Here is an 11,917-nt window from a genome sequence, read left to right as displayed (position 1 = left end):
TGGCCTCTACGGCCGCTCTCCGCAAGCGCCCTGCAGGGCGATACGGTTGCCTTCGCTGTCCCTGATCTCGGCGATGAACACGCCGTCGCCAAGCGGCGTCTTCGGGAAGAGGATTTCGCTGCCTTCGCCGAGGGCCCGGGCAAGGACGGCATCCAGGTCAGCGACCTTCAGGTAGATGATCGCCCCATGTAGCGTAGGCACGTAGACGTCGCCCTCGGCGAGTGCGCCGCTGGCACCGTCACGACCTTCCTCGAAGGGGAAATGCGCAATTCTGCTTCCGTGCAGGGTGGCTACCTCGCCGAACGCCACTCCGAACACCGAGGCGTAGAAACGCATCGCCCTCTCCAGGTCGGACACCGATATTTCCACGTGCGCGATCAGGTTCATTTCCTTCCTGTCCTGTCGGGACCACTGGTGACGCCGCTTTCCGGCGACGATGGCGGATGTTCAGCCGCGCGAAACCGAGCGGATCGAGCGGGCATGCCGCCGCGAGGGGGGCGAATGAATTCATGCGAAATTCATTAACATCTTGTCCCGCTTGACCGGCGTCAATACCCGTACTGCGTCACAAAAATACCCTGGCCCCAGGCCGTTCGGAAAGGCCGTTCGCTGTTCGCTTGGGGGAAGTCATCATGGCGCATCTGGTCTGGCAGGATGACCTGAATACCGGTATTCAGGTCATCGACAATCAACACAAACGCATCGTCGAGATGATCAATCACCTGCACGACGCCCAGCAAGGCAAGGAACACGCGGCGATCGCCGAGGTGATCGAGGAGCTGGTGGACTACACGCTGTCGCACTTCGCCTTCGAGGAAACCCTGATGGAGGATGCCGGCTACCAGTTTTCCCGGGCGCACAAGAAGATCCACGAGCTGTTCATCCGCCGGGTCTCCGAGTACCGGGTGCGCTTCCAGGCCGGCGAGGATGTCGGCGACGAACTCAAGGGCTTGCTCTCGCGCTGGCTGTTCAACCACATCCGCAACGACGACGCCGGTTACGTGGATGCGGTACGCCACAGCATGTCCGAACTGGTCAAGGACAAGAGCGAGGGCGGTTGGTTGTCGCGCTCGATGAAGCGCTTCTTCGGCTGATCGCCGGGGAGGGAAACGCAAAACCGGCCCAGAGGGGCCGGTTCTTTCGCCAGCGGACCTGGCCTCAGCGGATCAGGCTGAGGAATTCGCTGCGGGTGGCGGCGTTGTCGCGGAATTCGCCGAGCATCACCGAAGTGACCATGGACGAGTTCTGCTTTTCCACGCCGCGCATCATCATGCACATGTGCTGGGCCTGGATCACCACCGCGACGCCGAGGGCGCCGGTGACCTGCTGGACCGCCTCGGCGATCTGCCGGCTCATGTTCTCCTGGATCTGCAGGCGGCGGGCGTACATGTCGACGATCCGCGCGACCTTCGACAGGCCGAGCACCTTGCCGTTCGGAATATAGGCCACGTGGGCCTTGCCGATGAAGGGCAGCAGGTGGTGCTCGCAGAGCGAGTACAGCTCGATGTCCTTGACCAATACCATTTCGCTGTTGTCGGAGCTGAACAGGGCACCGTTGACGACTTCTTCCAGGCTCTGTTGGTAGCCGCGGCACAGGTACTTCATGGCCTTGGCGGCACGCTTGGGCGTGTCCAGCAGACCTTCGCGGTTAACGTCCTCGCCGAGCTGAGTGAGGATCGAGGAGTAGTGTTGTTCCAGGGACATGAGCGTTCCAGTCAGACGATTACCAGCGCGGAGGGTAGGACGTCGCCGGGCCGCTGGCAAGACTCGGCGCTTGCCGGCTACTCGTCGCGGCCTTCGAGCATGGTCCTGCGCAGCATCACGTAGACCGAACCGGTGCCGCCGTGGCGTGGCAGGCAGGAGGTGAAACCGAGCACCTGCGGGTGCTGGCGCAACCAGGTATTGACGTGGCTTTTCACCAGCGGGCTGCGTCCGTCCTTGCGCGCGGCCTTGCCATGGGTCACGCGCACGCAGCGGATTTCCAGGCGGGTGGCCTCTGCAAGGAAGTCCCATAGCGTCTGCCGGGCCTTCTCCACGCTCATGCCGTGCAGGTCGAGGCTACCGTCGAAGGGCACCAGGCCCTGCTTGAGCTTGCGCAACTGGCTTTCCTGGACGCCGTCGCGGGCCCAGGACAGCTCGTCCTCGGGGCCGACGTCGATGACGAACTGGTCGGACAGGCCGTCGACGCGGATTTCGTCGTTGCGCACGCTGGCATTGAGCTGGCGCTGCTTGAGTTGCTGGCGGTCGTTGCGAGGTTTGCCGGTATCGGCTCGATCGACCGAGATGCGCTTGACGCCGCGCATCTCGCTCTTGAACAGGGAAAAGTCGTCGTCTTGCATGGGAGCCTCCGCGAAGCGGCGCAGTTTACCGGATCGGCCGCACGCCGGCAGCCCGCTCAGTCGCGCTTTTTCATCAGGTTCGGCGACAGGCTCAGGTCGCTGTTGCGGCGGCTGCGACGGCGGCTGAAACGCCAGAAGAACACGCCGAGGCAGAGCGACAGCAGGCCAAGGGCCAGCAATACGCCGCCGGCGGCGGGTTCGATATGCAGCATGCCGACAGCCGGCTGGCGGCCGATCAAGGCCGAGGTGCCGGCCAGCGACAGCAGCACGCCCAGGCTCGCCACCAGGGCCGCGAACGCCGCCGCCAGGCGCCAGCGCCAGACTCTCGGCCGGCGCGGGCGCAGCCGGCGCGCATCGAAACTATCGGACAGCTTCATCCCGACTTCCTCGTGTGTCATCGGGGCTAGGACCGGAACCTTCCGGCCGGGTTCCCGGATTCCCGGGAGCCGTGGGCAAACCGTGCGCCGCTCGTCTTCTCGCCGCAAGCCATGGCCCTGCAGGCAGACTAGTCCTCCGCAGGGCGGGGCGGGAGGGCGGCTGGATGGGCGGTCAGAGCAGGTCCCGGGCCTGGGCGACGATCGCCGCGAAGTTGTCGCCGAGGGCGGCGATCTCGGCGCGTTGCAGGTCCGCGGCGCTCAGGACCCCGCCGTTCAGGGTGGGTATGTCGCGGGTGGCGCAGGCGCTGTCGGCGAGGGTGCAGCGGTAGCCGTAGTCCTTGGCCGCGCGCACGGTGGTGCTGACGCTGGAATGGGTCATGAAACCGCAGACGATCAGGTCGAGACGGCCGTGGTTCTGCAGCAGGTCGTGCAGCTCGGTGCCGGAGAAGGCATTGGGCAGGCGTTTCTCCACGACCTTTTCCCCGGCTTCCGGTTGCAGTTCCGGGAGGAACTGGCCGCGCGGACCCTGCGGATCGAACAGGCCACCCTGGATACCCAGGTGGCGCACATGCACGATGGGCGTACCGTTGGCGCGGGCTGCCTGCACCAGCACGCCGATTTCCGCGGCGGCAGCGTCCAGGCCTGGCAGGCTCAGGGCGCCGCTGCGGTACTCTTCCTGGGCATCGATGATCAGCAAGGTGCTCTGCCGAAGGGGGGCTGGCGGGTAGCCGCGTCCGCTGATCTGCAAAAGGGTGAGCGGATGAGGCATGTCACTACTCCTGAGAAGGCACATGCCTTTCATTCTGGCCCCTATCGGCGAGCCTGTGAACCTTTGCCGCATGCGCACTAAAGTGGTATGGACTTCCCGCGCTGGAGGCCAGCTCCGGCGCGATCGGCTAGAATGTCGCCCTTTTGTGCGTTGCGAGGAGCAATTCCGTCATGTCCGAGTCCCGTCTGCTCACCCTGCGCGACTACATCCGCTGGGCTGTCAGCCGTTTCCACGCCGCCGGCCTGTTCTTCGGTCACGGCACCGACAATGCCTGGGACGAGGCGCGCCACCTGGTTCTGGGCTCCCTGCACCTTCCCTGGGAAATTTCTGACAGCTACCTGGATTGCCGCCTGGAAGACGATGAACGCGCCGAGTTGGCGGAGATCCTCCGGCGGCGCATCGAGGAACGGATTCCGGCGGCCTACCTGCTGGGCGAAGCCTGGTTCTGCGGGATTCCCTTCAGCGTCGACGAACGCGTGCTGGTGCCGCGCTCGCCTATCGCCGAACTTATCGAACAGCGCTTCGCGCCCTGGCTGCCGGCCGAGCCGGCGCGAATCCTCGACCTCTGCACCGGTTCCGGCTGCATCGGCATCGCCTGCGCCTATGCGTTCGAGCAGGCGGAGGTGGTGCTCGCCGACCTGTCCTTCGATGCGCTGGAGGTGGCCAACGTCAATATCGAGCGCCACGACCTCGGCGAGCGGGTCTACACCGTCCAGGGCGACGGTTTCGCCGGGCTTCCCGGCCAGCGCTTCGACCTGATCGTGTCCAATCCGCCCTACGTGGATGCCGAGGATTTCGCCGACATGCCGGCGGAGTTCCATCATGAGCCTGAACTCGGCCTGGCCTGCGGCGACGACGGCCTGGACCTGGTGCGACGGATGCTCGCCGAGGCGGCCGACCACCTCAGCGAGAAAGGCCTGCTGATCGTCGAGGTGGGCAACAGCGAGGTCCATGTGCAGGCGCTGTATCCGGAAGTGGACTTCACCTGGCTGGAGTTCGAGCACGGCGGCCACGGGGTGTTCATGCTGTCCGCCGCGCAGTGCCGCGAGCACCGGGAACTGTTCCGTTCGCGCTTGGAAAAGTGATCGGAGGCGGCTGGTGCCGCCGGTTCAGTGAGTGGCGATCCAGATCAGCAGGCCGGCCTGGAACACCGCGAAGGCGGTCAGGCAGGCGATGGTGAAGCGCAAGCTGGTGTCGTCGCGGCGGTAGTGGTTGATGCGCTGTTCCAGTTGGCGGATCTCCGCATCCTGGGCCTGCAGGGTCTGCTCGGCCTGTTCCAGCATCGCCGCGGCGTCCAGCAGCGGCACGATCTGCACCTTGTCCTTGTGCCAATCGCTGTGCAGCTCGCTGACCCGGCCGGCGCTGTAGCGGGCCTTGAGCAACCGCTGGTCCTCATAGCTGACGTCGAAGCCCTGGGCGCGGATGAAATGGTCGCGGCGCAGGCGTGCGTCTTCGGTCAGGCCATCCTTCAGCGCCAGTGCGCCGCCTTCCACCTTGTAGTGGGCCCAGCGTCGTTGCGCCCAGGCGATCGCCTGGGCCAGCAGGAAACGGCCCAGCCCGCGGTTCAAGGGTTCAAGGCTGAGCCCGGCGTCCGAGCCGAAACGCACTTCCTTGTTGCGATGATCGGCCCAGACCTCCAGCAGGTTCTGCTCCTTGCGCAGCATCAGGCCTGGCACCTGGATGCTCAGGCGCAGCAGGCTCTGGTCCGCGCTATGCCGTTCGACCCTGCCGAGCTGGACGAAGCGCAGGGGGCGGGCGCCGGTCGCGCGGTCGGTGGGCAGCGGCGCCAGGCGGAGCAGGCGGAAATGCTCCGGCGCCAGTTCGGCCCAGGGGTGCGGCGGTTTCTTCTCGGCTTCTTCTGCGGCCGGTTGGGTATCGCTATCGATCATCGGACATCCTCTGGCCGGCCGCCTTCACGGGCCGGCTTTCAGAACTTGTCGGCGCGGGAAGCGATTTCTGTAGCGGCTCAGCGGCCTTTTTCCGCGTCTGCGCCGCGCAGGATGAAGCGGCTGACCGCCTCGACCAGTTGCCGGGCCAGCGGCAGGTTCGGGTCGTTGTAGGCGGAAAGCTGCTGCAGACCGGTGCTCGGGGCGATCCGCAGGATGTGGTTCATGCCGTCGATGAGCACCAGTTGCGAGTCGGGCTTGGCCCGCTGGAGCGCCTTGGCGTCGGCGACGCCGACCTGGATGTCATTGCGGCCCTGGACGATCAGGGTCGGGATGCGCAGGCGGCCGAACGCGCGGGCCGGGTCTTCGCGGAACAGCGAGATCAGGTACGGCTGCACGCTGGGTCGGAGCAGGCTGGAGAGCGCCGGCGGGATATCGCTGCGGGTCTCGCCGGCCTTCAGCGAAGCCAGCACCGAGTCGGCCTGGCGCAGTTGCGCCGGCGGCAGGCGACCGCGCAGTTGCTCGCGCAACACCCGGTCGATGGGTTGGCCGCTGCCGGCGATGGCGATCAATTCCTCGGCCGGCGTGCGAGGCGCCGCCAGGCTGGCGATCAGCGCGCCTTCGCTATGGCCGACCAGGATCAGCCGGGAGAAGCGCGGGTCGCGGGCCAGCCGCTCGCTCCAGGCGACCACGTCGTCGACATAGGCGCCGACGCTGAGGTCTTCCTCGCGCGGCGCCGCCGCCAGGCTGCGGGCGACTCCCCGCTTGTCGTAGCGCACGCTGGCGATTCCGCGTTCGGCCAGGGCCTCGGCGAGACGCAGCAGGTAGCGGTTGTTGCCGCCGAAGGGGTTGTTGCCGTCGCGGTCGGTGGGACCGGAGCCGGCGACCAGCAGGACCACCGGCGGCGGCACGGCGCTGCGCGGCAGCAGCAAGGAGCCGCGCAGCACGCCGTGCCCGGTGTCCAGGTCGTAGGGGCGGTGCAGGATGCTGTTGGGAGCGGCGTGGGCCAGGCTGGCGAGCAGGCAGAACAGGGCGAGGAGGGCGCGCGGCATGGAGGTCTTCATGGGCCGATGATAGCGCTTTGATCGCGTCCTCCGGGGAAGGTTCGCAGGCCCGTCCTTGACGGGTATACTCCCATGTCTTTCCCTCTCGTCCTCACGCGGAGCCTCGCATGTCCGGCAACACCTACGGCAAGCTCTTCACCGTCACCACCGCAGGCGAAAGCCACGGCCCGGCGCTGGTCGCCATCGTCGATGGGTGCCCCCCGGGGCTGGAACTGTCCGCCCGGGACCTGCAACGCGACCTCGACCGGCGCAAGCCCGGCACCAGCCGGCACACCACCCAGCGCCAGGAAGCCGACGAGGTGGAGATTCTTTCCGGGGTGTTCGAGGGCAAGACCACCGGCACGCCGATTGGCCTGCTGATCCGCAACACCGACCAGAAGTCCAAGGACTACTCGGCGATCAAGGACCTGTTCCGCCCGGCCCACGCCGACTACACCTACCACCACAAGTACGGCGTGCGCGACTACCGCGGCGGCGGCCGTTCTTCGGCGCGCGAGACCGCCATGCGCGTGGCCGCCGGGGCTATTGCCAAGAAATACCTGGCGGGCCTGGGCATCCAGGTGCGCGGCTACATGAGCCAGCTCGGGCCGATCGAGATTCCGTTCAGGAGCTGGGACAGCGTCGAGCAGAATGCCTTCTTCAGCCCCGACCCGGACAAGGTGCCGGAGCTGGAGGCCTACATGGACCAATTGCGCCGCGACCAGGATTCGGTCGGGGCGAAGATCACCGTGGTTGCCGAAGGCGTGCCGCCGGGCCTGGGCGAGCCGATCTTCGACCGCCTGGACGCCGAACTGGCGCATGCGCTGATGAGCATCAACGCGGTGAAGGGCGTGGAGATCGGCGCCGGCTTCGCCAGCATCGCCCAGCGCGGTACCGAGCACCGCGACGAACTGACCCCGCAAGGCTTCCTGTCGAACAATGCCGGCGGCATCCTCGGCGGGATCTCCTCCGGCCAGCCGATCGTCGCCCACCTGGCGCTGAAGCCGACCTCCAGCATCACCACTCCCGGGCGCTCGATCGATACCGCCGGCGAGCCGGTGGACATGATCACCAAGGGCCGTCACGACCCGTGCGTCGGCATCCGCGCCACGCCGATCGCCGAGGCGATGATGGCCATCGTCCTGCTCGACCAGTTGCTGCGCCAGCGTGGGCAGAACGCCGACGTGCGCGTCGACACGCCGGTCCTGCCGCAGCTGTGAGGGCTGTGGCAGGCCGCGGTGCGGGACGGGTGAACGGCGGATCGTGACCAGCGCGGTTCCCTACTGGCGCCTGTCCAGCTTCTATTTCTTCTATTTCAGCCTGCTCGGCGCCACGGCGCCGTTCCTCGCCCTGTATTTCCATCACCTGGGCTTCCCCAGCCCGCGCATCGGCGAGCTGGTGGCGATTCCCATGCTGATGCGTTGCGTCGCGCCCAACCTGTGGGGCTGGCTGGGCGACCGCAGCGGCCAGCGCCTGGCCATCGTGCGCTTCGGCGCGGTATGCACGGCGCTGGGCTTCTCGCTGATCTTCGTCAGCCACAGCTACGCCTGGCTGGCCTTGGTGATGGCGTTGCACGCGTTCTTCTGGCATGCCGTGCTACCGCAGTTCGAGGTCATCACCCTGGCCCATCTGCGCGAGCGCAGCGCCAGCTACAGCCGGATTCGCCTGTGGGGCTCGATCGGTTTCATCTGCACCGTGGTCGGTCTCGGCGCGCTGTTCGAGCGCCTGAGCCTGGATGTCTACCCGGCGACGCTGCTGGGTATCATGCTCGGCATCGTGCTGTGCAGCTGGTGGGTGCCCAATGCCCAGCCGGCCCATCGCGAACCGCGCGAAGGCGAGGGCGGCTTCCTCGCCCAGTTGCGCCAGCCGGGCGTGCTGGCGTTCTACCTGTGCGTGTGCCTGATGCAGCTGTCCCATGGGCCGTACTACACCTTCCTGACCCTGCACCTGGAATCGCTGGGCTACAGCCGAGCGCTGATCGGTCTGCTCTGGGCGCTGGGGGTGGTCGCCGAGGTCATGTTGTTCCTCGCCATGCCACGCCTGCTGCAACGTTTCAGCCTGCGCCAGGTGCTGGCCGCGAGCTTCCTGCTGGCGTCGCTGCGCTGGCTGCTTCTCGGCAACCTGGCCGACAGCCTGGCGCTGCTGGTCTTTGCCCAGACGCTGCATGCCGCCACCTTCGGCAGTTTTCATGCGGCTGCCATCCATTTCGTGCAGCGTAGCTTCGGCCCGCGCCAGCAGGGTCAGGGCCAGGCCCTGTATGCTGCGCTGGCCGGTACCGGCGGAGCCCTGGGCGCGCTGTATTCCGGCTATAGCTGGAACAGCCTGGGCCCTGCCTGGACCTTCGCCATCGCCAGCCTGGCAGCCTTGCTGGCAGCCGCTATCATCAGTACCCGTTTGCAAGAGGTGCGGGCATGAACGACAACCGTGAACAGCTGACCCAGCAGATCATCGACGCCGGCCGGTTCCTCTACGGCCGCGGCTGGTCGCCGGCAACCAGCAGCAACTACTCCGCGCGCCTGGACGAACAGCGCGCGCTGCTCACCGTCTCGGGCAAGCACAAGGGCCAGTTGGGCTTCGACGACGTGCTGGTCACCGACCTGGCCGGCAACAGCCTGGAACCGGGCAAGAAACCCTCGGCGGAGACCCTCCTGCACACCCAGCTGTATGCCTGGAACCCGGCGATCGGCGCGGTGCTGCATACCCACTCGGTGAATGCCACCGTGCTTTCCCGCCTGGTTCGCGGCGACCGCCTGGTGCTGCAGGACTACGAACTGCAGAAGGCCTTCGCCGGGGTCACCACCCACGAAGGCCAGGTCGAGGTGCCGATCTTCGACAACGACCAGGACATCGCCCGCCTGGCCAGCCGCGTGCAGCCCTGGCTGGAGGCGCATCCGCACTGCCCGGGGTATTTGATCCGCGGCCACGGGCTGTACACTTGGGGCGCGCGCATGAGCGATGCCCTGCGTCAGGTGGAAGCTTTCGAGTTTCTGTTCGAGTGTGAACTGAAAGTACTGAGTCTGAGCCGATGAGCAGCCTTACCGTCTATCACGAGAACCAGCCGGAGCAGCCGCTGAAGCTGCTGACCCATGCCGAGGACATCGCTTCGACCCTGGCCGAGGTCGGCGTCCGCTTCGAACGCTGGGAAGCCGCCGCGCCGATCGCCGCCGGCGCCAGCCAGGACGAGGTGATCGCCGCCTACGCCAACGAGATCGAGCGGCTCAAGCGCGAGCGCGGCTACATCACCGTGGACGTGGTCAGCCTGAACAGCGACCACCCGCAGAAGGCCGAATTGCGCGCCAAGTTCCTCGACGAGCACCGCCATGGCGAAGACGAGGTGCGCTTCTTCGTCGCCGGGCGCGGCCTGTTCGTCCTGCATATCGAGGAGCATGTCTACGCCGTGCTCTGCGAGCGCAACGACCTGATCTCGGTGCCGGCCGGCACCCGCCACTGGTTCGACATGGGCGAGCACCCGCATTTCGTCGCCGTGCGCCTGTTCAACAACCCGGAGGGCTGGGTCGCCCAGTTCACCGGCGACGACATCGCCAGCCGCTTCCCCCTGCTGGAAGACTGAGCGAGGCACCGTCCCATCCGTTACCATCCGCGCCCCCGGTCCTGCCGGGGGCGGTTTCATCCGGAGTCCGCATGACCATCAAAGCCATCCTCACCGACATCGAAGGCACCACCAGCGCGGTCAGCTTCGTTTTCGACGTGCTGTTTCCCTATGCCGCCCGGCACCTGCCGGACTTCGTCCGCGAACACGCCGGGGAGCCCGAGGTAGCCGCGCAACTGGCGGCGGTGCGTGCCGAGAGCGGTGAGGCGGACGCCGATGTCGAGCGGGCGATCGCGATCCTCCTGCAATGGATCGCCGAGGACCGCAAGGCGACGCCGCTGAAGGCCCTGCAAGGCATGGTCTGGGCCCAGGGCTACCGCGACGGTCAATTGAAGGGCCACGTCTACCCGGACGCGGTGCAGGCGCTGCGCGAGTGGAAGGCCCGTGGGCTGGACCTGTACGTCTATTCCTCCGGCTCGATCCAGGCGCAGAAGCTGATCTTCGGCTGTTCCGAGGCCGGCGACCTGGGCCCGCTGTTTTCCGGCTACTTCGACACTACCAGCGGGCCGAAGCGGGAAAGCGCCTCCTATGCGCGGATCGCCGGGGCCATCGGCCTGCCGGCCGCGGAAATCCTTTTCCTTTCCGACGTGGTGCAGGAGCTGGATGCCGCGCGCGACGCGGGCATGCGCACGCTCGGCCTGGCCCGCGAAGGCGGCAGCCTGGACGGCCATCCGACAGTGGCCAGCTTCGCCGACATCGTCGTGGAGTGAGCGCGCCGGCTATCCTGAGGGAACACTCTTGCTCGGGAGCATCGCGCCATGGGTTCCACCCTCAGCGGGCTGATCAGCCTGGTCATCCTGGCCCTGGATATATGGGCCATCGTCAACATCCTGAAAAGCGCTGCGGAAACCGGGATGAAGATCATCTGGGTCCTGGTGATCATCGTCCTGCCGGTGCTCGGCCTGATCATCTGGGCCATCGCCGGCCCGCGCGGCAACGTCAGGCTGTAGCCTCCCGCCGCGGCGCTAGCCGCCTGCGGCGTAGTGGTGCCACAGGTGGATGGCGGCGTAGGCGCGCCAAGGCCGCCAGGCCTCGGCGCGGGCCTTGAGGCTGCGCGCATCGATGCCTTGCGGCCCCCAGACCGTGGATTTCAGCAGGCCGAGGTCGGCGGCGGGGAAGGCGTCGGCTTCGCCCATGGCACGCAGGGCTATGTATTCGGCGGTCCAGGGGCCGATGCCGGGCAACGCGCAGAGGCGCTCCACCAGCGCCTCGGGGCCGTCCGCCAGGTCCAGGCTCAGCTCTCCCGAGGCGATCGCCGCGGCGAAGCGTTGCAGCGTCTGTACCCGCTTGCCGGGCATGCCGATGCCGTCGAGGTTGGCTTGCGCCAGCGCGGCGGGTGTCGGGAACAGGTGGCTGATGCCGTCGTAGCCGAGATTTTCCAGCGGCTCGCCGAGGCGCTGGATCAGGCGCCCGGTGATGGTCACCGCGGCCTTCACCGTGACCTGCTGGCCGACGATGGCGCGCACCGCCTGTTCGAAGGGGTCGAAGGCCACCGGCAGGCGCAGCCCCGGATTGGCGGCCACCAGCGGGCCGAGCAGGGGATCCCCGGCGAAATGCCGGGCGATGGCGGCCGGGTCGCTGTCCAGGTCGAACATCCGGCGGACCCGTGCCTCGAGTTCGGCGGCCAGGGCATGGGCGGACGGGCTGAGGCTCAGCGCCAGGACCTGGCGTTCCGCCAGCGGTCGCACCTCGAACCAGGCCGGGCGGCCGTTGGCCCGGAAGCTGCGGGCATAGTGGTCGTCGCCCAGGCTTTCGACACCGGCGAGCAGGCGCAGGGCGAAATGCTGGTGGAACTGGCGCCATTCCCAGGGTGACTGGTAGGGCAGGTGCAGGACGAGGGGAGAGGTAGGCTGGCTCATGGGCAGACGATACCTGTCCGGCGCAGCCGGCGCC

16 protein-coding genes are annotated in these 11,917 nt (G+C 67.2%); 8 read left to right on the top strand and 8 right to left on the bottom strand.

Features of this window, described 5'->3' with window-relative positions:
• Positions 1-6: 6 nt before the first annotated feature.
• On the bottom strand, positions 7-387 hold the full coding sequence (locus M6E97_RS14555; protein ID WP_033939766.1) for a VOC family protein: 381 nt from the start codon (positions 385-387) through the stop codon (positions 7-9).
• A gap of 245 nt (positions 388-632) precedes the next feature.
• Between M6E97_RS14555 and M6E97_RS14550 the strand changes: the two genes are divergently transcribed.
• Positions 633-1,094: a bacteriohemerythrin gene (locus M6E97_RS14550; protein WP_003087637.1), complete on the top strand. Its 462-nt coding sequence runs from the start codon at positions 633-635 to the stop codon at positions 1,092-1,094.
• A 64-nt stretch (positions 1,095-1,158) separates the two neighbouring features.
• Here M6E97_RS14550 and folE read toward each other — a convergent pair whose 3' ends face one another.
• From folE to M6E97_RS14530, 4 genes are all read right to left on the bottom strand, one after another.
• Positions 1,159-1,704: a GTP cyclohydrolase I FolE gene (gene folE / locus M6E97_RS14545; protein WP_003087639.1), complete on the bottom strand. Its 546-nt coding sequence runs from the start codon at positions 1,702-1,704 to the stop codon at positions 1,159-1,161.
• Between the two features lie 77 nt (positions 1,705-1,781).
• Positions 1,782-2,339, bottom strand: coding sequence for a Smr/MutS family protein (locus M6E97_RS14540; protein ID WP_003087642.1), 558 nt, complete (start codon positions 2,337-2,339; stop codon positions 1,782-1,784).
• A gap of 56 nt (positions 2,340-2,395) precedes the next feature.
• A complete protein-coding gene (locus tag M6E97_RS14535) occupies positions 2,396-2,716 on the bottom strand; it encodes a hypothetical protein (protein WP_003087644.1) in 321 nt (106 codons plus the stop codon).
• Between the two features lie 172 nt (positions 2,717-2,888).
• On the bottom strand, positions 2,889-3,485 hold the full coding sequence (locus tag M6E97_RS14530; protein ID WP_003110433.1) for a cysteine hydrolase family protein: 597 nt from the start codon (positions 3,483-3,485) through the stop codon (positions 2,889-2,891).
• A gap of 170 nt (positions 3,486-3,655) precedes the next feature.
• On the opposite strand from M6E97_RS14530, the gene prmB reads away from it, so the two are divergent.
• Positions 3,656-4,570 carry a 50S ribosomal protein L3 N(5)-glutamine methyltransferase gene (gene prmB, locus M6E97_RS14525; RefSeq protein ID WP_003087648.1) on the top strand — a complete coding sequence of 305 codons (915 nt, stop codon included), beginning with the start codon at positions 3,656-3,658 and terminating at the stop codon, positions 4,568-4,570.
• A gap of 24 nt (positions 4,571-4,594) precedes the next feature.
• Here the strand turns inward: prmB and M6E97_RS14520 are convergent, their stop codons facing one another.
• Both M6E97_RS14520 and M6E97_RS14515 read right to left on the bottom strand, forming a co-directional pair.
• Positions 4,595-5,374, bottom strand: a complete 780-nt coding sequence (locus tag M6E97_RS14520) for a hypothetical protein (protein ID WP_003087649.1) — start codon at positions 5,372-5,374, stop codon at positions 4,595-4,597.
• Positions 5,375-5,451: 77 nt separating this feature from the next.
• Positions 5,452-6,435, bottom strand: a complete 984-nt coding sequence (locus tag M6E97_RS14515) for an alpha/beta hydrolase (RefSeq protein WP_003132885.1) — start codon at positions 6,433-6,435, stop codon at positions 5,452-5,454.
• 107 nt (positions 6,436-6,542) lie between these two features.
• On the opposite strand from M6E97_RS14515, the gene aroC reads away from it, so the two are divergent.
• The 6 genes from aroC to M6E97_RS14485 all read left to right on the top strand — a co-directional run bounded on the left by aroC (position 6,543) and on the right by M6E97_RS14485 (position 10,974).
• Entirely contained in the window at positions 6,543-7,634 is a 1,092-nt protein-coding gene (gene aroC, locus M6E97_RS14510; RefSeq protein ID WP_003087653.1) for a chorismate synthase, read from the top strand.
• A 43-nt stretch (positions 7,635-7,677) separates the two neighbouring features.
• The gene (locus M6E97_RS14505) at positions 7,678-8,829 is read left to right on the top strand and encodes an MFS transporter (protein WP_003087654.1); all 1,152 of its coding nucleotides are present in this window, start codon (positions 7,678-7,680) and stop codon (positions 8,827-8,829) included.
• Positions 8,826-9,443: a methylthioribulose 1-phosphate dehydratase gene (locus tag M6E97_RS14500; protein WP_003087655.1), complete on the top strand. Its 618-nt coding sequence runs from the start codon at positions 8,826-8,828 to the stop codon at positions 9,441-9,443. Before M6E97_RS14505 ends, M6E97_RS14500 begins: the two co-directional genes overlap by 4 nt.
• On the top strand, positions 9,440-9,985 hold the full coding sequence (locus M6E97_RS14495; protein ID WP_033938194.1) for a 1,2-dihydroxy-3-keto-5-methylthiopentene dioxygenase: 546 nt from the start codon (positions 9,440-9,442) through the stop codon (positions 9,983-9,985). The genes M6E97_RS14500 and M6E97_RS14495 overlap by 4 nt, the downstream gene beginning before the upstream one ends.
• A gap of 71 nt (positions 9,986-10,056) precedes the next feature.
• On the top strand, positions 10,057-10,734 hold the full coding sequence (gene mtnC / locus M6E97_RS14490; protein WP_003087657.1) for an acireductone synthase: 678 nt from the start codon (positions 10,057-10,059) through the stop codon (positions 10,732-10,734).
• Positions 10,735-10,782: 48 nt separating this feature from the next.
• Positions 10,783-10,974 carry a PLDc N-terminal domain-containing protein gene (locus tag M6E97_RS14485; protein ID WP_003103184.1) on the top strand — a complete coding sequence of 64 codons (192 nt, stop codon included), beginning with the start codon at positions 10,783-10,785 and terminating at the stop codon, positions 10,972-10,974.
• Between the two features lie 15 nt (positions 10,975-10,989).
• Here M6E97_RS14485 and M6E97_RS14480 read toward each other — a convergent pair whose 3' ends face one another.
• Positions 10,990-11,883 carry a DNA-3-methyladenine glycosylase family protein gene (locus M6E97_RS14480; RefSeq protein ID WP_003087659.1) on the bottom strand — a complete coding sequence of 298 codons (894 nt, stop codon included), beginning with the start codon at positions 11,881-11,883 and terminating at the stop codon, positions 10,990-10,992.
• Positions 11,884-11,917: the final 34 nt, after the last annotated feature.

The organism is Pseudomonas sp. B111, assembly GCF_026428275.1.
Classification (GTDB): Bacteria; Pseudomonadota; Gammaproteobacteria; order Pseudomonadales; family Pseudomonadaceae; genus Pseudomonas; species Pseudomonas aeruginosa.
Note: the sequence above shows the minus strand (reverse complement) of the source record. Positions and strands in the feature narration are given on the sequence as shown.